This is a genomic window from Mucilaginibacter aquariorum (assembly GCF_024498135.1).
GTDB classification, from domain to species: Bacteria; Bacteroidota; Bacteroidia; order Sphingobacteriales; family Sphingobacteriaceae; genus Mucilaginibacter; species Mucilaginibacter aquariorum.
The window spans coordinates 366198-391750 of the sequence record NZ_JANHOH010000002.1; the positions used below are offsets into that span (position 1 = coordinate 366198).

The window sequence follows — 25553 nt, forward strand, 5'->3', positions numbered from 1 at the left end:
GCGCATCATACAGGTAAAATTAAATATCATGACTAAAAAGTTATTATTTATTGCCTGCCTTATCATCAGCCTTACCCATATCGCTAACGCGGATGATCCTCAAAAAGTCCTGTCGAAAGTTGAAAAAGTAACCCTGTTTTTAAACGGAGCCCAGGTAACCCGAACATCGGCTGTTAATATTGTGCCGGGAACATCAACACTGGTGTTTGAGAATATCTCGCCGGGTATTGATGTGCAAAGCATACAGGTGCGTGCCGCCGGCGATTTTACCATTCTATCGGTAAAGCACGAAATGAATTACCTGAATTTGCAGCAAAAGCAAAAACAGGTTGAGCAATTACAGCTACAACAAAAACAGTTGCGCGATAAGCTTTCGCTGCTCAACTCATTAGTTGTTATTAACCAGGAAGAATACAATATGCTGGTGAAAAATCAAACCATCACCGGCCAAAATGCTAACCTTGATGTGCTTAAATTAAAGCAAGCGCTTGATTTTCAAACCGCACGCCTTACCGAAAATAAAAGAAAAGAACAATCTATTAATAATGATATAGCTGCTGTTAACACCGAACTGCAACGTTACGATAAGCAGATAGCAGATATCCGCAAAAGCAAAGGGATTACAGATGCTACAAGCAACATCCTTGTAACGGTATCTGCTAAAGCTGCTGCTCAGTCGCAATTTACGCTAACCTATTTGGTTAATAACGCGAGCTGGTATCCAACTTACGATATCAGGGCCAAAAATGTAAACAGCGCAATCAGCATATCATATAAAGCAAACGTTACCCAGCAAAGCGGCGAAGATTGGAAAAATATTAAACTAACCCTATCCACAGGCAATCCATCGGTAAGCGGTGGCAAACCCGAGTTAACGCCGTATTATTTAAATTATGGCATGTACTACGCAGGCCAGCCAGGCTCCATTACAAAAGTAACCGGAAGGGTGCTTGATCAAAAAGACAGGTCGGCACTGCCGGGGGTAACCGTAACCGTTAAGGGAACATCTATAGGTACCGTTACCGATGCCGACGGTAATTATTCATTGCAAGTACCGGGCGGCAGTCCAATATTGTCATTCGCTTATATAGGTTACGAAAAAACGGAAAGCCTGGCCAATATACCTGTTATCAATATCGATTTAAAGCCATCGGTACAACGGTTAAGCGAGGTTGTGGTGGTAGGTTATGGTACTAACGACGATAAGGATTATTCAAGCGCATTGCAGGGGCGGGTCGCCGGCATTGAAGTACGAGGTAAATCAAGTGTTCAATCAATTCCTATTGAGGTTAAACAAACCGAGAACCAAACCAATGTTGAGTTTAACATAGCTAACCCATACACTGTTCCAAGCGATGCTAAACAATACCTGGTAGAAATAAACGAAGTAAGTACCGATGCTATCTATCAGTACTATGTTGCACCAAAATTAAGTACAGATGTATTTCTTACAGCGCGCATTACCGACTGGAATAAATACAACTTTTTATCCGGCGAAGCCAACCTGTTTTTTGAAGGAACGTTTATTGGCAAATCATTAATTGATACCCATGCTACGGCAGATACGCTAAATTTATCATTAGGTACCGATAAAAATATTGTGGTAACCCGTACCTTGCAAAAAGATTTGACCGAAAAACAAAGTTTTGGTTCCAATAAAAAGGAAACGCGTGATTGGTTAACAACAGTGAAAAACCGTAAAAACCAGCCTGTAAGTTTGTTGGTTGATGACCAGGTTCCTGTATCTCAAAACTCGGCTATTGAAGTAGATACGCAGGAAATTATTGGCGGACAAATGGATAAATTTACCGGCAAAGTTTCATGGAACCTAAATTTGAAACCACAGGACGAGAAACAGTTACATTTAAAATATCAGGTTAAATACCCAAAAAACCAATTAGTTATAGTACAATAATAAATGAAGGATCTGTTACCCCACATTACCGCCCAGTTAAATGATGTTTTAGGCAGCTTACTTTACTTTTTGCCCGAGGTTTATTTAACTGTATTGTTTATAGTGGTGTTGGTAACAGATCTTTTATTCGGAAAAAAATCGGCTAAGCTTTGCCGTATGGTGGCAAGTGTGGGTATGCTGCTGGTAATATTTAAAGTTTTACAGCAGGTAGCCTTAACCGGGGCAGATGCCGTACCCATATTTAGTAATATGCTGATATTACACCGAACCGCAATTGCATTTAAGTTTATTATTGACGTATTAGCGTTTATGCTGCTGTTGTATTTTGCATGGGACAGGAAGCTGCAGGAGCATAAAAAAGGTTTGTCAGACTTATATAGCATTGTAATAGGCTCGGTATTAGGGTTGCATTTAATGACGATGGCTATCAATCTGTTATCGGTTTACCTGGCTATTGAAATGGTATCCATCGCGTCATACCTGCTGGCATCATACCGTACCGAAAATGCTAAAAGCACCGAGGCTGGTTTAAAATATGTGCTTTTTGGTGCGGCGGCATCGGCAGTAATGCTTTATGGCATCTCACTGATATATGCATATAGCGGCTCGCTCGATCTGTTCTCGCAGCAAATGGCCACCGGGCTCTTGCAGGCAAATAGTTTAAGTGTGTCGTTTGCATTGGCGTTGGTATTTATAGGTATCGGCTTTAAACTGTCTTTTGTGCCGGTGCATTTTTACGTGCCCGATGTTTATGAAGGTGCGGCTACCCCGGTAACGGCCTATCTATCTACCCTGCCAAAAATTGCTGCTTTTGCATTGGTTGTAAACTTTGTAGCACCTTTTGTAGCCCAACAAGGTTTCTATAATAACTGGAAAGGGTTTGATTTTAGGCTGGTACTATCGGCCATTGGCATACTTACCATGATATTGGGCAATTTTGCTGCTGTTTTACAAAATAGTGTGAAAAGGATGCTGGCCTATTCGGGTATCGCACATACCGGTTTTGCTTTAATGGCGCTGGTTACATTTAATACGCAGGGTTTATCGGCCTTAACCTATTATTTGGCAATGTATGGCCTGGCCAATATTGCCGCCCTGGCCTTGGCCAACTATTTTGAGAATAACGAAGGCATCACCAACATAAGCGACTACAAAGGCCTTGGCTTTAAATATCCGGTTGCTTCGGTTTGTTTTGTGATTGTGCTAATTTCTTTGACCGGCATACCTATAAGTGCCGGATTCACGGGAAAGTTGTTTGTGTTTTCGGCAGTTTATAGCGTTTATCAGCAAACACATGATGTGTGGCTAATGGCCTTATTAATTACAGGCGCGGTAACTACCGTGGTTGGTCTGTTTTATTATATTAAGATCCCGCTCAATTTATTTTTGAAAAGGGCAGAAATCGTTCCGAATGAAATTTCGTATTCTACTAATTTGGTAGTGTTTTCTTCCGTAATTGCATTATTGCTAATAATATTTGGAATTTTTCCTGATTTTTTGATGAAATTCCTGTAATTGTTTCCTTTTTTGTAAAATTATCTCATAAAAATGCATAAATTGAGGCCGTTTTAATAAATGGTTTTAATTTGATATGAAACGTTACTTTCCCTTTTTTGTAATTCTGGTTATTTTATCACTTACGTTTATTTTTCCATCCGTAGAATATGATAAAACAGTAAAATCTAATTTTAACACCGGTGATATCGCCTGGATGTTGATGTCAACCGCGCTTGTTTTGATTATGACCCCCGGACTTGCCTTTTTTTACGGCGGTATGGTGAATAAAAAGAACGTAATCTCAACAATGCTGCAAAGTATTGTGTGTATGGTTATCATAACCGTGTTATGGGGCATATTTGGTTTCAGTTTGGCCTTTGGCGATAGCATTGGCGGTATAATTGGTAATCCATCAACCTTTTTTATGATGAAAGGTATGCTGGGCAATGCCAGCTGGAAAGCCGCGCCAACTATTCCGCTGTTGTTATTTGCCATGTACCAGTTAAAATTCGCTATCATCACACCGGCGCTTATCACCGGTGCATTTGCCGAACGTATCCGCTTTAATTCGTATATCATATTCCTGGTACTGTTCTCTATATTCATATTTTCTCCGCTGGCACACGCCACCTGGCATCCTGATGGTGTTTTGGCTAAATTAGGCGTGCTTGATTTTGCAGGTGGTACAGTTGTGCATATGTCGGCAGGCTGGGCGGCTTTGGCATCGGCATTATTTTTAAAACGCCGTAACGAAGCAAACCACGCGCCCGCACGTATCACTTATGTAATGATAGGTACCGGTTTATTATGGTTTGGCTGGTTTGGCTTTAACGCGGGTTCGGCTTTCGGTGCTAACCATTTAGCGGTAACTGCCCTTGCAACCAGCACAACCGCATCGGCAGCAGGTGGTATCACCTGGATCTTTTTCGATATGCTGCGCGGCCGTAAACCATCTGCCATGGGTACATGTATTGGCGCGGTAGTTGGTTTGGTAGCTATTACACCGGCTGCAGGTTATGTTACTGTTCCACATTCACTGGCTATAGGTATTATATCTGCGGTGGTAAGTAATTTGGTGGTAGAGTGGCGCACCCGTACTTCTATCGATGATACACTGGACGTATTTCCTTGTCATGGTGTAGGCGGTATGGTGGGTATGTTGTTAACCGGCGTATTTGCCAATCAAAGTGTAAACCCTGCCAATACCACAGGCGATGGTCTTTTCTTTGGTCACACCCATTTGTTTTTGATACAACTATTGGCACTTGTAGCTACCTCACTGTTTTCATTTTTCGGTTCGATGTTGTTGCTAAAAGTTACTGATATGATATCGCCGCTGCGTGTATCAAAAGAGGATGAAATTTTAGGATTGGATATTAGCCAGCACGGGGAAAAGTTGTAAGATTGGGCGTTCCCTTCGGGCGGGCTATCCGCTTATACGCCTGCAGGCCTTGGGCACGGGGCCGGTATCCGCTCCTATCCCTAACGCGGAATTGACCATTTTGTCATGCTGAACATCGTGAAGCATCTAATCGTCGACATACTCACCCCGACCACGCTACGCTGGTCGACCCTCTCTGCTTCGCAAAGAGGGTGAAAAAAGCAAAACCCTCTTTCCGCGCAGCGAAGAGAGGGGGGGCGAGCGAAGCAACGACCGGGTGAGTAAAATCCATCACGCCTCTCACCACCCTGTCATTTCGAACGAGGCACGAGGAGAAACCTTTTACATAAGTTAGGTCGACTACTCTATCCGGATGCAAGGTGTAAAAGATTTCTCTTCGCGGCCACCATTCCGCCCAGCCCTTGCTCATTCGAAATGACATGGCGGGATTGTGCTTTTCAGCCGGGCTTTTTTATTTTATATTTGGGTAACCTAATCTACACCCATGAAAAATATTTTATCTCTTCTTCTTTTATCTTTCATCTTTTGTCAAACCCAAGCCCAGGATATTCCTGCGGATAGCGGGGTGTTTTTGCTGCATAAATTTGAGCAGCATATTGGTAAAGAAACCTACAAGGTTTACAACTATAAAGACTCAAAAAAATATGTGGTCGATTTTAAGTTTGTGGATAGGGGCAGCCCCGTTCCGCTGAAGGCCACGCTAAGGGTAAACCCTGTTGCCGATCCGCTGGAACTGGTTGTGAAAGGAAATACCTCCAGGTTTTCAACCATTAATGATTCTATCAGGATAAAAGGGAATGTTGCGGATATAAGGGTAAGTGATTCGGTATATAAAAAAACAATTGCCCCGCTTACTTTCCCGGTTACAGGATATTCTCCGGCAACAGTTCAGCAGGTTTTGTTACAATACTGGAACAATAAAAAGCAGCCCGCAAATATCAATACCTTGCCATTTGGCACATTGCAAATAAAGAAGACAGGTGTCGATAACCTTACATTTAACGGTAAGCCTATCACCTTTAACCGCCATACTATTACCGGCCTAATTTGGGGCGACGAATTAGTATGGACTGATAACGTCGGCAAACTAATCTGCATCCTTACTATTGATGCCGAGGGCGATAAAACCGAAATGATGCGCGAGCAGTACGAGCCGTTATTACCCGAATTAATAAAACGCGCGGCAGGTTATGGTATGGCGGCTTTCACAAAAGGAGCGCCTGCACCAAAAACAACGGGTAATACAATAGCTATAACCGGCGGAACACTTATAGATGTGGAGAGCGGAACAGCTGCACCAAACGGCGTAATATTATTACAGAACGGCTTAATTAAGCAGATAGGTAAAGCCGACGCTGTAACAATACCGAAAGGCGCACAGGTAATTAACGCTAATGGTAAAACTATTATGCCCGGCCTTTGGGATATGCACGCTCACTTTGAGCAAACCGAATGGGGCCCGGCTTACCTGGCTGCGGGGGTAACCACCGTGCGCGATTGTGGTAACGAACTTGGTTTTATTGATGCCATACAACAGGCTATTGATAATGGTAAAGGTATTGGCCCTAAGATATTAATGGCCGGGATAATTGATGGGAAAGGCCCTATGTCGCTGGGAATTATACAGGCAGATACAAAGGAAGAGGCAATAAAGGCGGTTGACACCTATAAGGCAAGAGGCTTTGCGCAGATAAAGATTTACAGCTCGGCTAAGCCGGCTATTGTTAAAGCCATATGCGATGAGGCACACAAGCTGGGGTTAACTGTTACCGGCCACATCCCCAATGGCATGACCCTTATATCGGGCGTTGATTCGGGTATGAACATGGTGAACCACGTACAATACGTGTACAGCATCATGAAAAAGAATAAAGACCGCTCCGTGAATTTCGAGGACAGCATGAGTGTGGCGGCTATCAAATTTATTAAAGACCATAATACGGTTATAGACCCTACAGTGGGTGTTTATGAATTGGCCTACCGCAATGTTAAGGACGATATTACCAAAATGGAACCTGCGTTTAACACGTTACCATTGCCACTGCAAACCCAGTTTAAAACATATGGTCAGGATTCGGCTACGGTTGCCAGAATAGCGCCTATGCTCAACAGCATGAAAATGATCGTAAAAAAACTTTATGATGCAGGTGTGCCGATTGTTGCCGGTACAGATATGGGCTTCCCGGGCTTTAGTGTAGCCCGCGAGCTGGAGATTTATGTAGAAGCAGGCCTGACCCCGGCACAAGCCCTTAAAACTGGGACTATTACCCCGGCAGAAGTAATGGGCCTTGGCAAACAAACGGGCTCCATCACCGTAGGTAAAAACGCCGATATTATTATTGTAGATGGCAACCCGCTAACCAACATCAGCAATGTGCGTAATGTTAAGGTAGTGATAAAAGCCGGTAAGGTTTATGACCCGGGTGCACTGCATAGGATGGTTGGGTTTAGCAAATAAGAGATGGAAAAAGAATTAATAACATTATATCGGCCTGTTGGACCAAAGGAATTAAAGTTAATTGAGGATTCTGGTTGGAAGAGGTTTCCTAAAAGGTTAATGGAACAACCCATTTTTTATCCGGTAATGAACGAGGAGTATGCAATACAAATAGCGCGCGACTGGAATGTGCCGGCGTCAGGTTCTGGATTTGTAACCAAATTTGAATTGCCTTCCAGCTATCTTAAAAAGTTTCAGGTACAAAATGTCGGAGGGCCAGTGCATGACGAACTTTGGGTGCCGGCAGAAGAGCTGGAAGAATTTAACGACAATATTGTTGGTGAAATAATTGTTACCCGATCGTTCTATCCTGAAGCATAATAAAATTAAAGCTGCTCTCCACCATGTCATTTCGAACGAGCGACAGCGAGGAGAAATCTTTTACGCTTTGTATGTAGTCGATAAGCATGTTTTAGAAGATTTCTCCTCGTACCTCGGTCGAAATGACACTCTTTATGTCAGTCTGAGCTTGTCGAAGACTTAGCAAATTGGCTAATGGTTCGACAGGCTCACCATGACAATTTTATTTGTACAGCTCCGGTTTAAACCGTTTAGCTAACAATCCCGTTGCTTTATCTGGATCTATATCCTCAACAATAACGCCTTCCTTGCCGTAGGGCTGGTAGGCAATGCACTTGCCATCGGGTGCTATTAATGATGTTGCTGCTTCCTGGTATTTCATGGTGTAGCCTACGCTGGCAAAATAAATGGTATTCTCTAAGGCTCGCATCATCATGGCTTTTTCGTAGTAAGGACTATTGATGTTACCCCAATCCATGAGCTGAACACCCTTTAGGTCACTGCCGGATAAGTGGGGATGGAACACAATGCTTGCGCCCTCGCGTGCTGCCCATCTAACAGATTCGGGATAACGGAAACCTTCGTGGCAAATGGTAATACCAAATTTTACGCCGTTCACTTCAAAAAGTCTGCGCTCTGTTCCCGGCACCCAGGTAGTATCTTCGCTTGGGTCTAACTGGTTTTTGGTTTGGTAACCTAATATTTCGCCTTCGGCAGATATTACATGGGCTATATTAAGAAACTTGTCGCCATCGTACCAGTCCATCGGCATTATAATGGCTATGTTATTTGTGGCAGCTATTTCGCAAATCTTGTTTAAAGCTTCTTGCAGTTCCTCCGCAGAAGCTTTCTCTACCTTAAAATCTGCCAATGGGTAACCCGGGATAAACGATTCTGGGAAACAAATAATTTCTGCCTGTTGTGCAGCGGCATCTTTTACCAGCCTTTTTGTAATTGCTAAACCATCAGCTATTGATTTGGGGAATGTGGGAGAGGCCAATGCTACTTTCATGCAGGTAAATTTAGCAATTAGACTCTCTCACTATCAATTTTTGGTTACAAACTTTTCAAATATTTTATAGTTAACGGTATTTGCGCGGCATGGTCCGGGCTTTCATCTTCGATGAAATAATGTTTTATGCCTACTTTTTTCGCTGCCTTCAAAACCTCGGGTACGTTTATTTGGCCGGTACCCAATGCTACGTCGTTTTTAATATCGGTGCCACCGGTTAGGTCATTAGCTACGCCTTTGCGGATATCTTTCAGGTGTATCAATTTCCAGCGGGTTGGATATTTTAAAAGCAATTTGGCCGGGTCGGCACCGCCATGGAACGCCCAAAGCATATCCATTTCAAATGACACGTATTTGGGATCGGTATTCTTTACTATATAATCAAACAGGGTGCCTGTTTCATATTGGCCAAACTCGTAGCCATGGTTATGATAACAAAGGGTGATACCATTCTCCTGAAGCACTTTCCCCGCCGCGTTAAAATCGGCAACCGCTTTTTTAGCATCATCTATAGTAAACGTTTTGCCATGAGGGATCCAGGCTACCATTACATATTTTGAGCCAAATGTTTTAGCAAGTTTTACCGCTTCAAGTGGGGTAGTGGTAACAATATTATAATCGAGCCCGATAGATGGCATGCTGATACCTCGCTCGTCGAGCATTTTCTTAAATTCTTCGGGGCTAATGTTCTTTGGGTTTGGGCCTTCCATTTCGGTAATGCCTAAAGCCTTCACGGTATCAAGCGTTGCAGCCACACTATTAAGGAAGCTGGCGCGATAGGTATACGATTGCACACCAAGCGGCATATCAAATAAAGGTTTGTCTTTTTGTGAAGAGCAGGATAAGATGGTTAAAGCGTAAATAGCGAAAACAAGTTTTTTCATGGTGAAGATAATTGGTATCCAAATTTAATAATTATGCTGTTAAGAAAAGCGTTTCCGATTGTCACGGAGCCGTTCGGCCTTAAACCCGATAGGAGCGGATACCGGCCCGTGACCTAATGCCTGTGCGCGTATAAGCGGATAGCGGGGCTGTCGGCACCAAAAAAGCACTGCCATTGCTTTACAAAAAAGAGTTATAAAAGGCTAAAATCGTATCAATCAGGAGCGACGTGTTGTATGCAATAAAAAATACTAATTAATGACAATCCGCGTAAGCACTATATAAGATAAAATTTTACCTTTGCATGCTCATTCCCAATCATGAGCGATCAGATTAAACATGAATGCGGTGTGGCATTTATCCGCCTTTTAAAGCCACTCTCTTTTTATCAGAAAAAGTACGGTACTGCACTGTACGGACTAAACAAGCTTTACCTTTTAATGGAAAAACAGCATAATCGCGGCCAGGATGGCGCGGGTGTTGCTACCATTAAACTGGATATTGAGCCTGGTAAGCGGTACATAAGCAGGCATCGATCGATGGCATCAAATGCTGTTGCTGATATTTTCGAATATATCCAGAAAAAATTTGCTGAGATACAAAAGGAAACGCCAGAAAAAATGGCCGACACCGAATGGCTCAAGGAACATGTAAGCTTTACCGGCGAAGTGTTATTGGGCCATTTGCGTTATGGTACGCATGGCAAAAACAGTATCGAAAACTGTCACCCTTTTCTTCGCCAAAATAACTGGATGACCCGTAACCTGGTTATTGCCGGTAACTTTAACATGACCAATGTTGATGAACTATTGCAGCAACTATACGATCTGGGCCAGCATCCAAAAGAAAAAGCCGATACCGTGACCGTATTAGAAAAAATAGGCCACTTTATTGATACGGAGAACCAGGGCCTTTTTGACCAGTACAAACGCGAAGGACTTGACGATAACATGGAAATTAGCAAGTTAATTGCTAACGATATGGATGTTGCCAAGATACTACGCAAAAGTGCCAAGAACTGGGATGGTGGTTACACTATTGCGGGTATATTGGGCCACGGCGATGCATTTGTAATGCGCGACCCGGTGGGTATACGCCCGGCTTATTATTATTATAATGATGAGATAGTGGTTGCCGCTTCAGAACGCCCCGCTATTATGACGGCCTTTAATATCCCTATTGAAGAAATACGCGAAATTAAACCAGGCCATGCCCTTATTGTTAAAAAGAACGGTAAGATAACCGAGGATATGTTTAGCGAGCCGCTTGAGAAAAAGGCATGTTCATTTGAACGGATCTATTTCTCGCGTGGTAGCGACGCTTCCATCTACAAAGAACGTAAGCAATTAGGCAGGTTGCTTTGTCCGCAGATACTGGACGCTGTTAACAATGACGTTAAGAATACCGTATTTTCTTACATACCAAACACCGCCGAGGTTGCTTTTTATGGCATGGTGGAAGGGATACACAAATACATTAAAAAATATCAGCGCGACAGGTTACTGAACCGTGATGATAAAATTAGCGAAGAGGAATTAACAGAAGTATTGGCCCTTGCCCCGCGTGTGGAGAAGATAGCTATTAAAGATGTTAAGCTGCGCACGTTTATCACCCAGGATGCCGACCGCAGCGAAATGGTTGCCCACGTTTACGATACTACTTACGGCCTTATTAATAAAGGTGCGGATACGCTGGTAGTACTGGATGATTCTATCGTTCGTGGTACTACATTGAAACAAAGTATATTGAAGATACTTGACCGCCTTGGTCCTAAAAAGGTGGTGGTTGTATCATCGGCACCGCAAATACGTTACCCTGATTGTTACGGTATTGATATGTCGCGCATGGGCGAGTTTGTGGCTTTTGAAGCTGCTATTAGCTTATTAAAAGAGCAGGGCAAAGAGAATGTTATTGTTGAGGTTTATCAAAAATGTAAGGATAGCTCTAAACTTGCCAAGGAAGATGTTGAGAATTACGTAAAGGCGATTTACGCGCAATTTACAGATCAGGAAATATCTGATCGTATTGCCAAGATCATAACCCCGCCAAATATTACGGCTAAGGTTGAAGTGCTTTATCAAACCCTTGATAACCTGCACATAGCCTGCCCTGATCATACCGGCGACTGGTACTTTAGCGGCGATTACCCAACCCCGGGTGGCAACAAGGTTGTAAACCGCGCCTTTGTTAACTGGATGGAAGGTAATAACCAAAGGGCATATATGTAATTGTTAGTGAACAGAGGTTAGTGATTAGAGATTGGTTGCTAAGCCCTTAAAATATAAAAGAGCGATAGGTTTTCTATCGCTCTTTTTTTGTGTTATAAAAAAGACGCGAAGTATCGCGTCTCTACATTATTATTTTTCGTAGAGACGCGATACTTCGCGTCTCCTTGCTTAAAGATCACAACTTAACTAACTGCCGGCGCCGAGAAGATAAAATGCGTAACCAGCCTGTCAATTAATACCAGCGATGCAATGATGAGTGCTATACCGGCAACTTCGTTAAGGCGGTGTACAAATTTAGGGGATATTTTTTCGCGAAGTTTGTTGGCGTAAAATGCTTTTACGGCATCTAACCCAAACTGTATAATTAGGATGGTGAGGAACATTACCGCGATCTTTGCCGTGCGATGGTGCACCCCTGCATGAAACTGGGTACTGGCCACACCGATAACAACCGTCCAATGCAATAGTACGGTGGGGTTGAAAATACACATCACAAAGCCTTTAAAAAAGTAGCCTGCGTGATTTATTTTGTTGGGGATAACGTTTTTGTAGTTAACATCAGCTTTTTTGAAGATGTAGTAGATACCTATGGTAAATAATATAATGCTGCCTATTATACCGGCTATGGTTTTATCGTTGGCCGATATATCAAAATATTGCGAACCGTATAGGATAGCGCCAACGAAAACCATGTCGCTGGTTACTACGCCAAGGGCAAGTGATAAGCCAGCGTGAAAACCTTTTTCAATGCTGGTTTTTATCAAAGCAAAAAAGACCGGGCCTGTTATAAACGTGAGCACTAATCCAAATCCAATTCCCGAAATAATGGCTTCTATCATTATATAGGCTTATATATCCTTTTATTCTACAGGTAAAAAATTAGGACACTAATATGCAACTTTTATCTGTTAAACAACAAAACTTAATGCTGTGATTTATATTTTGCAAAAATTATAGCCATAATTATAAAATTTGATTTATGTTTAGTGTTTTAAACAAACCAATAGTATTAACCTTAATTAAACAATGGCACAAGACAACTCAAAAAGTAATGGTTCGGCTTTATATACCATCATTACCGTGTTTTTCTTTTGGGGCTTTTTAGCAGCTTCTAATGGTATTTTCATTCCTTTTTGTAAAGCGCATTTTAATTTATCACAGTTCGAATCGCAGCTTATCGACTTTACCTTTTACGGCGGTTATTTCATTGGTTCATTGATATTGTATTTCGCTTCGGCAGCCACTAAAGTAGATATCCTGAATAAGATAGGCTATAAAAATGGTATTATTTACGGCTTGGTCATATCAGCTGTTGGCGCTTTGATCATGATACCGGCTATCAACTCAGGCTCGTTCGCATTCATACTGTTCACCTTCTTTGTAATAGCCTTAGGTTTCTCGTTACAGCAAACCGCTGCTAACCCTTTTGTGGTGGCGCTTGGCAGTCCCCAAACGGGTACACACCGTTTAAACTTTGCAGGTGGTGTAAATAACTTCGGTAGTATTTTGGGTCCAATTATTGTTGGCTTTGTGCTGTTTGGATCTGCCTCGGCTAAAATACCTGCTGCCGATGTTAAGATATCATCCGTAAATAACCTCTATTATATACTCGCAGGGTTGTTTATTGCAGTAGCAATATTCTTTTGGGTGTCAAAATTACCAAGCGTAACCAGCGACGAAAAAATTGAAGCCAGCAATAAGGCTAACAGACCGTTGGGCATCATATTTATTGCCTTTCTGCTGATATTAGCCGCGCAGCCGCTTACCGACGCTACAGGTATTGCAAAATCGTACTTTGTGTATGCCTCGTTAGCTATCATTCTGGTAACCTTGTTTACCACCATATCTGTAAGCAGTAAGCATAAAGAGGGTTGGGGCGCTATGCAATACCCACAGTTAATATTGGGTATGCTGGCTATATTTACTTACGTAGGTACCGAGGTCACCATACAAAGCAACATGGGGGCTTTATTAGAAACACCTGCGTTTGGTAATTACACTCCAGATACTATTGCACCATTTATATCGCTTTATTGGGGTAGCTTAATGATTGGCCGCTGGACAGGCGCTATCGCAGCGTTCCAACTCACAAAAACCGTTAAGTTTATTCTTACAGTGATTGTTCCGTTTATTGCGTTTGCTGTTGTTATGATTGTTAACCATATTGGCGGTACAGATGTAACCACGTTATTACCATATGCAGGTTGTGTTGCTGTATTGGTAATAGGTTTCCTTGTGGGTAACCAAAAACCTGTACGTACACTGGCTATATTCGGCATACTGGGCGCAATATTTATGATCATCGGTTTACTAACAACCGGTATGGTAGCCATCTTCGCGTTTATTAGCGGTGGCTTATGCTGCTCTATTATGTGGCCGTCAATCTTCTCATTATCGGTTACAGGCCTAGGTAAGTATACCAGCCAGGGGTCGGCGTTTTTGATTATGATGATCCTGGGTGGTTCTATTATTCCACCGGTGCAGGGTATACTTGCAGATACAGCGGGTATCCATAATTCATACGTTATTCCCGTTATCGGCTTTGCTTATCTTGCATTTTTTGCCTGGAAAGCCGGATCTGAATTGAAAAAGCAAGGCATCGATGTTGACAACATGGAAGCATCAGGAGGTCACTAATTTTAACTGAAAATATTTTGATAAGAGGTTAGTGGCGCAAGCAACTAACCTCTTGCTTTTAGTATCAAATTAATATGGACAAACCAAGTTTCGAAAATATATTCATGAACCTGGCAACTGATCTGGCCAAACGCTCGCACTGCGTTAAAGCCCAGGTAGGCGCCGTTTTAGCTAAGGATACACGTATTATATCCATAGGTTATAATGGTCCGCCGGCAGGTACCCACAACTGCGATGAGGAGTGGCCTGAAACAGGTTGTGCCCGTGATTCTAAAGGCAGTTGCTCGCTTGCTTTGCACGCCGAAGAGAACGCTATACTTTATGCGGTGAAGAATGGGGCTAATTTGGAAGGCGCTACATTATATACCACGCTATCGCCATGCCTGCCATGTGCCAGGCTGATATTTTCGGCTGGGATCAAACACGTTTACTTTGATAAATCATACGCCCAATACAAAGGCTTAGCCAGTGATGAGGGGGTTGATTTTTTAAATAGGTTTGGAGTGCACACCGTCAAGGTAGGGGTGTAGATTTAGAGTCAAGAGGCAAGAATCAAGAGACAAGATATTATCCGCGTTATTGCGAGGTACGAAGCAATCTTTTAGAGCAATAATTAGGGCGTTGCCTTCGGCCCGGGCTATGCACTCATACGCGCACAGGCATTAGGCTCAAGGCCGGTATCCGTTTCTATCCCTAACGCTGAAATACCCCTTTTGTCATGCTGAACATAGGGAAGCATCTATCGCCGACATGCAAAGTTCACTAATAGATCCTTCACTATCGTTCAGGATGACAAGTTGAAAGAAGTGACGGGTAGATTTATAAGATTCCTTTTTCTCCCGTGTCGGCAAAACAGCTTCGGGCGAAAGCGGGCAGAACGATGGTGGCCTTGTGCGTGGCAGGGGCATAGGGAATTTTGCTGAAGCGGGGGGCAAAGAGCGAACGCAGTAGGGCAAAAGATTCCAGCCCGTGGTTCTGCCCGGTTTGCAGGGCAAAGGCTCTGTGCGGCAAAGAAGCCTTTTTGCCGACTTGATCTTTTGCTTCTTTTCTATCAAGAGAAAAGAAGGAGCCTCCGCGGCGGCGAGCGGGCCAATTAATAGTTGCACACTAAGCATTAGCAATGCCGAAATAAATCCGGCATAACGGGTTGGTGACTAAGCATGTTTGCTACCTATCCTAAAGAGATTGCTTCGTACCTCGCAAGGACGTTCTGTTTAACTAAACTTTCAGCTTCTCTACCTTATCCAGCGCGAACTGCAACTGCTCATCGGGTGTAAGGTTGGTATTATCCAATATAATGGCATCTGTGGCACGCACAAGCGGGCTTTCCTCGCGGGTGGTGTCTTGATAATCGCGGTGGGCAATGTTCTCAAATACCTCTTCCAAGGTGATCTCCGGGTTTTTAGGGTGGATCTCGTCATAACGGCGCTGGGCGCGCACGGCCGGATCTGCTGTCATGAAAATTTTTAACGGAGCATTAGGGAATACAGTTGTGCCTATATCGCGGCCGTCCATTACAATGTTTTTTGATTGTCCCATTCGCTGCTGCTGTTTAACCATTTCGCGGCGTACTTCTTTTAAGGCCGATACCTCGCTCACCTTTTCGGATACGGGCATCTGGCGAATTTCTTCAGATACTTCTTCGCCGTTAAGGGTAATATGGGTTTCGTAATCGCGTGAGTGAAAATTAAGATGGATATCTTTTAACGCCCTCTCTATCTGAGCATGATCGTGCGTATTAATATTATTCCTTAAAAAATAAAGGGCAACAGCACGATACATAGCGCCGCTATCAACATAAATATAATGAAGCTTTTTGGCTAATGCCTTGGCCAGGGTGCTTTTACCACATGATGAATAGCCGTCAATTGCTACTATAATATTGTTGGTCATCGGGGAGCGAAGTTAACGTTTTTTGGTGAGTAGTTAATTAAGTGAGTGGTTGATTAAGTTGAAAATTAACTACTCACTAATTAACCCAATCAACCATTCACTATCTTTGCGACCATGAATTTAAATAAGGCCGACCTGCAAAAAGACATTTATTACAAAACATCGCGCAGCGGGGGAAAGGGGGGCCAAAACGTAAACAAGGTATCAACAAAGGTTGAACTACTTTTTTCTATAGATAACTCACCACATTTTACTGATGAGGAAAAACTTTTGTTGAATGAAAAATTGCAAACCCGCTTCAACAAGGATGGCCTTGTACAAGTAATATGCGATGAAGAACGAAGCCAGTATCTTAACAAGGAAATTGCGCTTGAACGATTATTTGTATTGCTAACCAATGCCCTGCACAAGCCTAAAGTGCGTAAACCTTCAAAGATAAGCAAGGCAGCAAAACTGGCAAGGCTAGGGAATAAAAAAATGCAATCAGCAAAGAAAGCTGATCGTAAAAGGAATTTTGATATTAGTTGAGAGGCTTTATTTACCTATAAAGGTATAATCAGTTACCATCTTTATTTCTATTAACCTATTGCCCTTAAATATGTAGTAATGCTTGATGCCATCCAAAGCAGAAATAAGCTTAATAGTATTTACTGTAACTGCAGGAGGTTTATTAAACAGTATTTTCAATAACTCGTTTTTCGACATCCCAATCCGAATATTATTGAGGAAATGAAAGTTGCTATCGCGGATATTGGCAGATACAATTTCCTGGCGAAGCTGTTCATCGTCATAAAAGAATTTTACAACACTTTGAGGTGTAGTAATTTGAGTAATTGCTGTACTGTCTTGTGTTTGGAAATTTATTAAATGAATGTTTTTTACAGTGCTGTTCAGAATAGATTTCTCAATGTCTTTTATATCGCTGTGTTTGCCAAAAGGATAATAAAGGTGAGTTATGCCGGTTACTATTTTCAAAGTATCCTCATTAAATAGTACTTCATCAATTTCGGCAGCCGACTTTTGCGACTTTTCGAGGAGTTTTCTTAATGATGCTGTATCCTGTTTTGCTGAAGTATCTATAACTGTAGTATTAACGGCTTGCCCCGCGTTTTGGGGCTTTTGTTTGCACGAAAATAATACGCTTAACAGCAGGATAACAACAACAGATTGTTTCACGTAAAGTTTATTAGTTAAAGCGGTACAGCACGGTCAATGATCCCCATTGATGGGTACTTTTAACCATCTGCTTAACTTCGCGGGTATTGATAACCGCGCCAACATCAAACACAAAACGACTGGTGGTGAGCGCCACACCTAACTGGTTGCTAAATACAAAGTGGTTAATATCGCCAACTATTTCTTGTGTACCGGCAACCGGGTGGTCTTTAAATAAACTTCCCTGTACAGTAGCGTCATATAATACGCCGTTCAACTGGGGTTTGTAGTAAAAGAAAAATTCGTTTTTATGCAGTAAACCAGGGTTTGCATTCCTGCTTACCGTACTTTGTGTACTTACAGACTGAAACAACTGGTTAAAATTACCCAAACGTATCATTGGCCCAATAGCCGCGTTGGTAAAGCCGGTACCCAAATTAAGGTTACTTGCAAGGGTTAGGTCGACCCATGAGCCCCGGGCAAGTAATTTATTAACCTCGCCACTCAGGTTAAGCTCCACATCGTTACGGATCTGGTACTGCCAGCTATTAAGCTTATAAAAACCAAATGTGTTATGAATGAATCTTTGAATAGGATACCCGCCGGCTGCAGGCCCCACAACACCAACCTTGGCACTTAATTTAAGTGTGGTTTCATTTTTATATAAAACGTTTGCAGATGCACCTAAATATAAATATCCGGCAAAAGGCCTGTCCACAAAATCTGCCGATGGTAAGCGTCCCGATTGCGCATTATATATCTTTTGCCCTAGTTCGAGCCCGAACACGGCGTTGGCAACATCATTTTTCAATTTGGTCATATCAACCGCGTGGCGATAATGCAGGAAAAAACCATTAGTGTAATAACGGTCAGATCCTTGCCCCAGGAAAGAATCATTATCTGATTGAAAGCCAATTTCGGTACTGCGGTTTTGCGCATATGAACTGATACCTGCAAACAGGCATATAGCTAACAGGAAAAGTTTATTCTTCATTTGCGAATTAAAGGTGAGCTAATGTAAAAAAAGCAGGGAGAATTTCCCTGCTTTTGTATTTTATTTATTTAATATGTATCCCGGTTATTAGTTCAGCGCCGGCTTTACTTCTCTTTCCTTAACTGTTAAATCAAGCGGCTCGGTTACCAATTCGTTCAATAAAGCGAGGTTTATGACCTCGCGCATATCAGTAACGTAATGGAATTTAAGGTCGGTAATGTAATCTTCCTTGATCTCCAGGATATCTTTCTGATTTGATTTGCAAAGGATGATCTCCTTGATATTGGCCCGTTTGGCTGCAAGGATCTTCTCTTTTATACCACCTACCGGCAACACACGCCCGCGAAGGGTTATTTCTCCGGTCATGGCCAAATGTGGTTTTATTTTGCGCTGGGTAAATGCCGATACCAACGCGGTAAGCATGGTAACACCTGCCGATGGGCCATCTTTAGGGGTAGCGCCAGCTGGTACGTGCACATGTATATCCCATTGCTCAAAAAGTTTTGGGCTGATATTAAAATAACCTGCATGAGCACGTAAATATGCCAACGCGATAGTTACCGATTCTTTCATTACATCGCCCAGGCTGCCGGTAAGGGTCATTTTACCATTACCCGGACTTAAACTGGCTTCAATAAATAATATATCGCCGCCAACAGATGTCCATGCAAGGCCGGTTACTACACCAGCGGTATCGTTACCTTCGTAAAGGTCTTTATCGTAAAACGGTGCGCCAAGTATCTTCTCAACTTCTTTTTTGCTTACTAAAGTGTTGTAAGGCTCTTCCATGGCAATGTTTTTGGCTACACCACGTATAACCGAGCCTATCCTTTTTTCCAAAGCACGCACGCCGGATTCGCGGGTGTAATCTTCAATCAATTTTTCTACAACATCGCTTTTTATCACAACATCTTTGGCAGTAAGGCCATGAGCTTCGCGTTGTTTTGGAAGCAGGTGCCTTTTGGCTATCTCAACTTTTTCCTCGATAGTATAACCATTTACTTCAATGATCTCCATCCTGTCCAGCAGTGCCGGCTGTATGGTGCTCAGGGAGTTTGCTGTCGCGATGAACATTACGTTTGACAGATCAAAATCCATTTCAACGTAGTTATCATAAAAAGTGCTGTTCTGTTCAGGGTCAAGCACTTCTAACAAGGCCGATGAAGGATCGCCACGGAAATCGGTGCTTACCTTATCTATCTCATCCAAAATAAATACCGGGTTTGCCGCTCCTGCCTTTTTCACTGACTGTATAATGCGGCCCGGCATAGCGCCAATATAAGTTTTACGGTGACCGCGGATCTCGGCTTCATCGCGCACACCGCCAAGCGCCATACGCACATATTTGCGCCCCAATGCCTTAGCAATTGATTTTCCAAGTGATGTTTTACCAACACCCGGAGGGCCAACCAGGCAAAGGATAGGGGCTTTCATGTTGTGCTTTAATTTTAGCACGGCCAAATATTCTATAATGCGCTGCTTAACTTTATCTAAACCAAAGTGGTCTTTATCTAAAACTTTTTGGGCACGCTTAAGGTCGAAGTTATCTTTAGTAAACTCGTTCCAGGGCAAGTCCAGCAATAGTTCAAGATAATTTATCTGCACCGAGTAATCAGCCGCGGCAGGGTTGGTGCGGGTAAGTTTTTCAAGCTCTTTTGCAAAATGGCTTTTAACTTCTTTGTCCCATTTTTTCTTAAGTGCACGCTGGCGCAGGTTCTCAATCTCCAGATCTGGTGATGTACCGCCAAGCTCCTCCTGGATAGTTTTTAACTGCTGATTCAAAAAGTAATCACGCTGTTGCTTATCCAGGTCAACACGTACTTTGGTTTGGATCTGGTTTTTTAGCTCCAGCATTTGCAGGTCGAGCGTTAAATGCTCCAGTACCATGTTTATCCTGTCGCGCAGGCTGGCCGTTTGCAGTAATGCCTGCTTATCTGCCATATCAGCATTCATATTTGATGATATGAAGTTGATAAGGAATGATGTGCTCTCTATGTTACGGATAGCGATGCCGGCTTCGCTAGGTATATTTGGCGATAGCTGTATAATGTTCATGGCCATGTCTTTAACAGACGATACCATGGCTTTAAATTCTTTATCCTCTTTTGCCTTTACCTCTTTAAAAGGGTCAATAGTGGCCTTAATATAGGGCTCGCTTTGTACTTCTTCTTTTAAAAGAAAACGCTTTTTACCCTGTAGTATCACGGTAGTGTTACCATCGGGCATTTGCAGCATTTTTATGATAAGGGCAATAGTACCAACCTTATTCAATTGGTTAAAGGTTGGGTCTTCAATGCTTACATCCTGTTGGGCAACCACACCAATAAGGCGGCTGCCTTTGTTGGCATCGCGTATCAGCTTTATAGATTTATCGCGGCCAACTGTGATAGGGATAACAACACCGGGAAACAACACGGTATTACGTAGCGGAAGTATAGAAATAATATCGGGTACCTGCTCATTATTCATTTCCTCTTCGTCCTCTGATGACATCAGTGGGAAAAACTCGGAATCCTCATTAATGGAAGGCATGGTATTCTTAAAATCGAATGGATCAAAACTCATCAATCACCTATTATGTATGCTAATAACGTCATATTGGCAGGTACGGAAACTCCGGCCATACAAATACGGGCTAATTACCATTAGTTATATAATCAAATATACAGTTTCAAGAGCTATGCCAATATAGTTTAATTAGCCCCGGTAAATGTTACACGTTTGTAAATAATTGATTTATTGTAGGTTGTGAGTGTGAAATAAATTTAGTCAATTTTTAAACAAATTGGAAGAAAGTGGAAAAAAAGTCATGCAGGGCGGATGTTTTTTTCTGCGGAGGTCTAAAGATATCATGTCAGCGATTGAGATCAGCACCTTGGGGAATAATTTTTACCTTGGCCTTTTATTTAAATATGTTGTATACATTACTAAAATTATTAACAAATTGCAGCTATTGTATAATAATTACGTGCATTGGTAGTTAATGTATTGTTAATGGGTATACTCACTTAGATACTTTATGAGGCTATCGGCTATAATTTCTATTTTCATACTTACCTCGTTCGAAACTTCATCGGCACAAAATGCCTATGTTAAGTTAGGGCAGCAGGCATTTATGGATGGGAATTTTAAAGCCGCCGTAAAGCAGTTGGAAAAAGCCTGTCTGGTAGATTCTACTAACGCCAACGCTTACTGGATGTTAGGCTATTCTTATTATCACAGCGAAAACTATCGTAAATCAATTGCTGCCTACACAAAAGTTATTTTCATAAACCCGGTTGATGCTTCAGCTTATTATTATCGCGCACGCGCTAAAGGCTATTTAGGTAAGGATACATATCTATCGCCCGCAGAACGTGAAAAACATTTGCTGGGAGCAATTTTCGATCTGACCAAAGCCATTGCTATTGACCCTAACGATCATGGGAAGTGCTTCCAGACCCGTGGTATAGCCTACCGCGAGTACGGTATATTTAAGCTACAACAAAAAAGCCCGGGCACTTATGACAAGGCGCGTGGTATCAATTCCTTAAAAGCATCAATTGCTGATCTGGAGAAGGTGCTGAACGATAATCCGGGAAGATCTGATATTTCTTCACTTATTGAGATATCCAAAGAAAAACTGGCGACTGCCACAGGGCACCATTAATTAAAAAACTCCTTTAATGCGGTAGTTATTAGCGCCCATTATTTTCACCTTTTGTGTTTTTTCGATTGAATAGTACGCGCCTGGCGCATAAACAAGTTTTTCGGTAGTGTTGTAAAGGATATTGTGGGTGTTGTTCACAATAGCTACGGCTGTAACCTGCCCTGCTTTTTTTCGGATAACTATTTCGCGTGTTTTAAGCTCAGGGTATTTGGCTTTGTAAACCACGCTATCATCATTAGCCTGTACATTGTAGCTTAACTTCCATGCGGGTTTATTAATGTCGCTTTCCGTAAACAGATTTAATTCCTTGGTCCAGCTGGTAATCTTAAGCTTTTTATTTTCGGCAGCGCCGTTGTGGGCTACGGTTTTATCAACCAGCGGATTTTGCGTGGTAAGGCGAAGCGCTTCTTTGGCAAAATATTCTTTTATGTCAAAATACTTTAGCTCGGCGCCGGTTTCTTTAATTTCGGGTTTATTACAGGCGTAGCTACCGCATAAAAGCAGCAGCACGCTTGTATAAATAATAAATTTTTTGGTGGATTTATACCAATACATTACCGGTCATTTCTTCGGGGATGGGCACACCTAACATTTGTAATACGGTTGGTGCAATATCACCCAGCTTGCCGTCTTTTACGTGCTTAACATCGCTGTCAATAATAATACAAGGCACCAGGTTAGTGGTATGCGCTGTATTTGGCGAACCATCTTCGTTTATCATATAATCGGCATTGCCATGATCGGCAATAATGATGAACGAGTAGCCATTTCTTAAACCGGTTTCAACCACCGCTTTTGTGCAGGCATCGGCTGTTTCGGCAGCTTTCATCACCGCGCTAAATACACCTGTATGGCCAACCATATCGGTATTTGCAAAGTTTAGGCATACAAAATCGGGCCAGCCACTTTCCAGCTCGGGGATGATGGCATCGCGGATGCCTTCGGCACTCATTTCGGGCTGCAAATCATATGTAGCAACCTTTGGCGATGGTACTAATAAGCGCTTCTCGTTATTAAACGCGGTTTCGCGGCCGCCAGAGAAGAAGAACGTTACGTGTGGATATTTCTCTGTTTCGGCAATACGAATCTGGTTTTTGTTGGCGCCTTCTAAAACTTCACCCAAGGTTTTGGTGAGGTCGTCCTTACGGAAAACCACCTTAACATTTTTAAAAGTTTCATCGTACGATGTCATAGTAACATAATGCACATTAAGCGGGTGCATATTATACTCGGGGAATGACTTTTGCGTAAGTGCAAGTGAGATCTCGCGGCCTCTATCTGTACGGAAATTAAAGCAGATAACCACATCGCCTTCTTTAATAACGGCAACTGGTTTACCATAACTATCTACGCGTACCACCGGTAAAATAAATTCATCGGTAACACCTTCGTCGTATGATTTTTTTATGGAAGCGATGATATCCTGGGAAGCCTCACCTTCGCCATTAACCATTAGGTCGTAAGCTTTTTTAACGCGCTCCCAGCGATTATCTCTATCCATAGCATAATACCGGCCAATAGCCGAAGCTAATTTTACAGGGGTAGGGGCTATATGGTCTTCCAGTTCGGTTATGAAATTTATACCCGAATTAGGATCGGTATCGCGGCCATCTAAAAACGCATGAATAAACACCTTCTGCAATCCTAACGATGTTGTAGCATCTACTAAACCTTTTAAGTGGTTAATATGCGCGTGCACACCACCATCGCTTACCAAGCCAATAAAATGCACATCCTTATTATTTGCCTTAGCATAATCAAAAGCCTCAACCAGGGCTTCGTTCTGCACAAACTCGTTATCAATAACGGCTTTATTTATACGGCCCAGTTCCTGGTAAACCACACGGCCGGCACCTAAATTCATGTGCCCAACTTCAGAGTTTCCCATTTGTCCTTCGGGTAAGCCTACAGCAATGCCCGAAGCTTCAAGCTTCGAGTTTGGATACTGCGCTATCATCGAATCGAAGAATGGCGTGTTTGCCGCTACTATAGCGTTTGATTTGTCATTACGGCCGTAACCCCAGCCGTCCAGTATAATTAAAGCAACTTTTTTTCTGTTTTCCACAATGCAAATATAAAAGCAACGTTTAAAGATTGTAGTTTAAACACCTTTTATTTTTTAAGGTGCAACAATTTTTTAGTTTATTGGTCATATATATGATGAAACTAAGACTCATGCCGCTACTTACCCTTTTATTTTTGCTGCCTATGGTAGCAACCGCGGATACTATTGAAAAAATTTCGGAACTTATTAAACAGGGTAACGCGCACGAGATTGCCAAATTTTTTGCAACCAGCGTGGACATTAGCATTTTAGATGAAACCAATGTATACTCAAAGGCGCAGTCGGAAATGATACTGGATAAGTTTTTTAAAGAAAACAAACCCCATACTGTAAAACTGCTTCATCGAATAAACTCCAACCCCAATTATAACTTTGGCGTGCTTATTTTAACTACCGATAAGGGCAAGTTCCGGGTATCATATACCCTTAAAGAAGTTAATAAAGTAATGGCAATCATTGAGTTGCGAATAGAAACTGAAAAACCTAATTAATCATCAATTGTTCTTACTTTTGAAACTCAAAAAAGCAAAGGTTTGAACAAAGAAATTATACACCAGTTTATAGTAAATGCCTTAAGTGAGGATGTTGGCGATGGCGACCATACATCACTATCAACTATTGAAGCAGGAACACAAGGAAAAGCAAAGTTATTAGTTAAAGATACCGGCATATTGGCAGGCGTTGAGCTGGCGGCAGAGATATTTCGCGAAGTTGACCCTAACCTTAAGCTGAATATTTTTTTGAACGATGGCGCCGAGGTTAAGCCCAAAGATATCGCGTTTGAAGTAGAGGGCGATGCACAAAGTATTTTAAAGGCCGAGCGTTTGGTGTTAAATTGTATGCAGCGCATGAGCGGCATAGCTACCAATACCAACCAAATAGTAGACCTTTTACAAGGCACTAATACCAAAGTTTTAGATACGCGCAAAACCACACCCGGAATGCGCTACCTCGAAAAATGGGCTGTACGTATTGGCGGCGGCGTTAACCATCGTTTCGGTTTGTATGATATGATCCTGATAAAGGATAATCATGTTGATTATTCGGGTGGGATACGCCAGGCAATTGAAAATGCCAACCGTTATCTCAACGAAACAGGAAAAAAACTGGCAATTGAAATTGAAGTAAGAAACCTTGATGAGTTGGAGCAGGTATTGCAAACCGGCAATGTTAACCGTATATTAATAGATAATTTTAATTATGCTGATCTGAAACAGGCCGTGAATATGATAGAAGGCCGCTATATTACGGAAGCATCTGGTGGCATAACTATTGATAATATACGTGATTATGCTAATTGCGGTGTAGATTACGTATCGGTAGGCGCGCTTACACATTCAGTGAAAAGTTTAGACCTCAGTTTAAAAGCAGTAAAATTATAATGATATATTGCGGTAGTATAACATCAATTTAATAATATTGCAGAC

The 25553-nt window shown here is 42.2% G+C and carries 22 protein-coding genes; 12 read left to right on the top strand and 10 right to left on the bottom strand.

Going from position 1 to position 25553, the window contains the following annotated elements:
- The first annotated feature begins 28 nt into the window (after window positions 1–28).
- The 5 genes from NPE20_RS12630 (at window position 29) to NPE20_RS12650 (ending at window position 7632) form a co-directional block, all read left to right on the top strand.
- A complete protein-coding gene (locus NPE20_RS12630) occupies window positions 29–1915 on the top strand; it encodes a mucoidy inhibitor MuiA family protein (RefSeq protein WP_256539020.1) in 1887 nt (628 codons plus the stop codon).
- Window positions 1916–1918: 3 nt separating this feature from the next.
- Window positions 1919–3430, top strand: coding sequence for an NADH-quinone oxidoreductase subunit N (locus NPE20_RS12635; RefSeq protein WP_256539021.1), 1512 nt, complete (start codon window positions 1919–1921; stop codon window positions 3428–3430).
- Window positions 3431–3506: 76 nt separating this feature from the next.
- Window positions 3507–4814, top strand: a complete 1308-nt coding sequence (locus NPE20_RS12640) for an ammonium transporter (protein ID WP_256539022.1) — start codon at window positions 3507–3509, stop codon at window positions 4812–4814.
- Window positions 4815–5298: 484 nt separating this feature from the next.
- Window positions 5299–7272 carry an amidohydrolase family protein gene (locus NPE20_RS12645; RefSeq protein ID WP_256539023.1) on the top strand — a complete coding sequence of 658 codons (1974 nt, stop codon included), beginning with the start codon at window positions 5299–5301 and terminating at the stop codon, window positions 7270–7272.
- 99 nt (window positions 7273–7371) lie between these two features.
- A complete protein-coding gene (locus NPE20_RS12650) occupies window positions 7372–7632 on the top strand; it encodes a hypothetical protein (RefSeq protein ID WP_256539024.1) in 261 nt (86 codons plus the stop codon).
- A 202-nt stretch (window positions 7633–7834) separates the two neighbouring features.
- On the opposite strand, the gene NPE20_RS12655 is transcribed toward NPE20_RS12650, so the two are convergent.
- Together NPE20_RS12655 and NPE20_RS12660 are read right to left on the bottom strand one after the other, a co-directional pair.
- Window positions 7835–8623 carry a carbon-nitrogen hydrolase family protein gene (locus NPE20_RS12655; RefSeq protein WP_256539025.1) on the bottom strand — a complete coding sequence of 263 codons (789 nt, stop codon included), beginning with the start codon at window positions 8621–8623 and terminating at the stop codon, window positions 7835–7837.
- A 44-nt stretch (window positions 8624–8667) separates the two neighbouring features.
- The gene (locus tag NPE20_RS12660) at window positions 8668–9507 is read right to left on the bottom strand and encodes a sugar phosphate isomerase/epimerase family protein (RefSeq protein WP_256539026.1); all 840 of its coding nucleotides are present in this window, start codon (window positions 9505–9507) and stop codon (window positions 8668–8670) included.
- A 318-nt stretch (window positions 9508–9825) separates the two neighbouring features.
- On the opposite strand from NPE20_RS12660, the gene NPE20_RS12665 reads away from it, so the two are divergent.
- Window positions 9826–11733, top strand: a complete 1908-nt coding sequence (locus NPE20_RS12665; protein WP_256539027.1) for an amidophosphoribosyltransferase — start codon at window positions 9826–9828, stop codon at window positions 11731–11733.
- Window positions 11734–11915: 182 nt separating this feature from the next.
- Here NPE20_RS12665 and NPE20_RS12670 read toward each other — a convergent pair whose 3' ends face one another.
- The gene (locus NPE20_RS12670; protein ID WP_256539028.1) at window positions 11916–12572 is read right to left on the bottom strand and encodes a LysE family translocator; all 657 of its coding nucleotides are present in this window, start codon (window positions 12570–12572) and stop codon (window positions 11916–11918) included.
- Between the two features lie 187 nt (window positions 12573–12759).
- On the opposite strand from NPE20_RS12670, the gene NPE20_RS12675 reads away from it, so the two are divergent.
- A complete protein-coding gene (locus NPE20_RS12675; RefSeq protein WP_256539029.1) occupies window positions 12760–14370 on the top strand; it encodes an MFS transporter in 1611 nt (536 codons plus the stop codon).
- A 74-nt stretch (window positions 14371–14444) separates the two neighbouring features.
- The gene (locus NPE20_RS12680; RefSeq protein WP_256539030.1) at window positions 14445–14900 is read left to right on the top strand and encodes a deoxycytidylate deaminase; all 456 of its coding nucleotides are present in this window, start codon (window positions 14445–14447) and stop codon (window positions 14898–14900) included.
- 186 nt (window positions 14901–15086) lie between these two features.
- On the opposite strand, the gene NPE20_RS12685 is transcribed toward NPE20_RS12680, so the two are convergent.
- Both NPE20_RS12685 and cmk read right to left on the bottom strand, forming a co-directional pair.
- A complete protein-coding gene (locus NPE20_RS12685) occupies window positions 15087–15485 on the bottom strand; it encodes a hypothetical protein (protein WP_256539031.1) in 399 nt (132 codons plus the stop codon).
- A gap of 103 nt (window positions 15486–15588) precedes the next feature.
- Window positions 15589–16263, bottom strand: coding sequence for a (d)CMP kinase (gene cmk / locus NPE20_RS12690; RefSeq protein ID WP_256539032.1), 675 nt, complete (start codon window positions 16261–16263; stop codon window positions 15589–15591).
- A 114-nt stretch (window positions 16264–16377) separates the two neighbouring features.
- Here cmk and arfB point away from each other — a divergent pair, with 114 nt between their 5' ends.
- Window positions 16378–16791 (top strand): alternative ribosome rescue aminoacyl-tRNA hydrolase ArfB, encoded by a 414-nt coding sequence (arfB, locus tag NPE20_RS12695; RefSeq protein ID WP_256539033.1) that lies wholly within the window; start codon window positions 16378–16380, stop codon window positions 16789–16791.
- A gap of 6 nt (window positions 16792–16797) precedes the next feature.
- On the opposite strand, the gene NPE20_RS12700 is transcribed toward arfB, so the two are convergent.
- The 3 genes from NPE20_RS12700 to lon all read right to left on the bottom strand — a co-directional run bounded on the left by NPE20_RS12700 (window position 16798) and on the right by lon (window position 20977).
- Window positions 16798–17439, bottom strand: coding sequence for a hypothetical protein (locus tag NPE20_RS12700; RefSeq protein ID WP_256539034.1), 642 nt, complete (start codon window positions 17437–17439; stop codon window positions 16798–16800).
- A 10-nt stretch (window positions 17440–17449) separates the two neighbouring features.
- Window positions 17450–18412 (bottom strand): lipid A deacylase LpxR family protein, encoded by a 963-nt coding sequence (locus NPE20_RS12705; RefSeq protein WP_256539035.1) that lies wholly within the window; start codon window positions 18410–18412, stop codon window positions 17450–17452.
- A gap of 87 nt (window positions 18413–18499) precedes the next feature.
- Window positions 18500–20977 (bottom strand): endopeptidase La, encoded by a 2478-nt coding sequence (gene lon / locus NPE20_RS12710; RefSeq protein WP_435529209.1) that lies wholly within the window; start codon window positions 20975–20977, stop codon window positions 18500–18502.
- Between the two features lie 454 nt (window positions 20978–21431).
- On the opposite strand from lon, the gene NPE20_RS12715 reads away from it, so the two are divergent.
- Entirely contained in the window at window positions 21432–22061 is a 630-nt protein-coding gene (locus tag NPE20_RS12715; RefSeq protein WP_256539037.1) for a tetratricopeptide repeat protein, read from the top strand.
- Here NPE20_RS12715 and NPE20_RS12720 read toward each other — a convergent pair whose 3' ends face one another.
- Complete coding sequence (locus tag NPE20_RS12720; RefSeq protein WP_256539038.1) at window positions 22062–22616, bottom strand: hypothetical protein; 555 nt, start codon at window positions 22614–22616, stop codon at window positions 22062–22064.
- On the bottom strand, window positions 22603–24126 hold the full coding sequence (gpmI, locus tag NPE20_RS12725) for a 2,3-bisphosphoglycerate-independent phosphoglycerate mutase (protein ID WP_256539039.1): 1524 nt from the start codon (window positions 24124–24126) through the stop codon (window positions 22603–22605). Before gpmI ends, NPE20_RS12720 begins: the two co-directional genes overlap by 14 nt.
- A 92-nt stretch (window positions 24127–24218) precedes the next feature.
- Between gpmI and NPE20_RS12730 the strand changes: the two genes are divergently transcribed.
- Window positions 24219–24617 (top strand): DUF4783 domain-containing protein, encoded by a 399-nt coding sequence (locus NPE20_RS12730; RefSeq protein WP_256539040.1) that lies wholly within the window; start codon window positions 24219–24221, stop codon window positions 24615–24617.
- A gap of 42 nt (window positions 24618–24659) precedes the next feature.
- Window positions 24660–25508: a carboxylating nicotinate-nucleotide diphosphorylase gene (gene nadC, locus NPE20_RS12735; RefSeq protein ID WP_256539041.1), complete on the top strand. Its 849-nt coding sequence runs from the start codon at window positions 24660–24662 to the stop codon at window positions 25506–25508.
- Window positions 25509–25553 lie beyond the last annotated feature (45 nt).

Excerpts from the sequence above, each read along its gene's own strand:
- NPE20_RS12630 (WP_256539020.1), top strand. The coding sequence starts at position 29 with ATGACTAAAAAGTTATTATTTATTGCCTGCCTTATCATCAGCCTTACC.
- NPE20_RS12635 (WP_256539021.1), top strand. The coding sequence starts at position 1,919 with ATGAAGGATCTGTTACCCCACATTACCGCCCAGTTAAATGATGTTTTA.
- NPE20_RS12640 (WP_256539022.1), top strand. The coding sequence starts at position 3,507 with ATGAAACGTTACTTTCCCTTTTTTGTAATTCTGGTTATTTTATCACTT.
- NPE20_RS12645 (WP_256539023.1), top strand. The coding sequence starts at position 5,299 with ATGAAAAATATTTTATCTCTTCTTCTTTTATCTTTCATCTTTTGTCAA.
- NPE20_RS12650 (WP_256539024.1), top strand. The coding sequence starts at position 7,372 with ATGGAACAACCCATTTTTTATCCGGTAATGAACGAGGAGTATGCAATA.
- NPE20_RS12655 (WP_256539025.1), bottom strand. The coding sequence starts at position 8,623 with ATGAAAGTAGCATTGGCCTCTCCCACATTCCCCAAATCAATAGCTGAT.
- NPE20_RS12660 (WP_256539026.1), bottom strand. The coding sequence starts at position 9,507 with ATGAAAAAACTTGTTTTCGCTATTTACGCTTTAACCATCTTATCCTGC.
- NPE20_RS12665 (WP_256539027.1), top strand. The coding sequence starts at position 9,826 with ATGAGCGATCAGATTAAACATGAATGCGGTGTGGCATTTATCCGCCTT.
- NPE20_RS12670 (WP_256539028.1), bottom strand. The coding sequence starts at position 12,572 with ATGATAGAAGCCATTATTTCGGGAATTGGATTTGGATTAGTGCTCACG.
- NPE20_RS12675 (WP_256539029.1), top strand. The coding sequence starts at position 12,760 with ATGGCACAAGACAACTCAAAAAGTAATGGTTCGGCTTTATATACCATC.
- NPE20_RS12680 (WP_256539030.1), top strand. The coding sequence starts at position 14,445 with ATGGACAAACCAAGTTTCGAAAATATATTCATGAACCTGGCAACTGAT.
- NPE20_RS12685 (WP_256539031.1), bottom strand. The coding sequence starts at position 15,485 with ATGCTTAGTGTGCAACTATTAATTGGCCCGCTCGCCGCCGCGGAGGCT.
- cmk (WP_256539032.1), bottom strand. The coding sequence starts at position 16,263 with ATGACCAACAATATTATAGTAGCAATTGACGGCTATTCATCATGTGGT.
- arfB (WP_256539033.1), top strand. The coding sequence starts at position 16,378 with ATGAATTTAAATAAGGCCGACCTGCAAAAAGACATTTATTACAAAACA.
- NPE20_RS12705 (WP_256539035.1), bottom strand. The coding sequence starts at position 18,412 with ATGAAGAATAAACTTTTCCTGTTAGCTATATGCCTGTTTGCAGGTATC.
- lon (WP_435529209.1), bottom strand. The coding sequence starts at position 20,977 with ATGAGTTTTGATCCATTCGATTTTAAGAATACCATGCCTTCCATTAAT.
- NPE20_RS12715 (WP_256539037.1), top strand. The coding sequence starts at position 21,432 with ATGAGGCTATCGGCTATAATTTCTATTTTCATACTTACCTCGTTCGAA.
- NPE20_RS12720 (WP_256539038.1), bottom strand. The coding sequence starts at position 22,616 with ATGTATTGGTATAAATCCACCAAAAAATTTATTATTTATACAAGCGTG.
- NPE20_RS12730 (WP_256539040.1), top strand. The coding sequence starts at position 24,219 with ATGATGAAACTAAGACTCATGCCGCTACTTACCCTTTTATTTTTGCTG.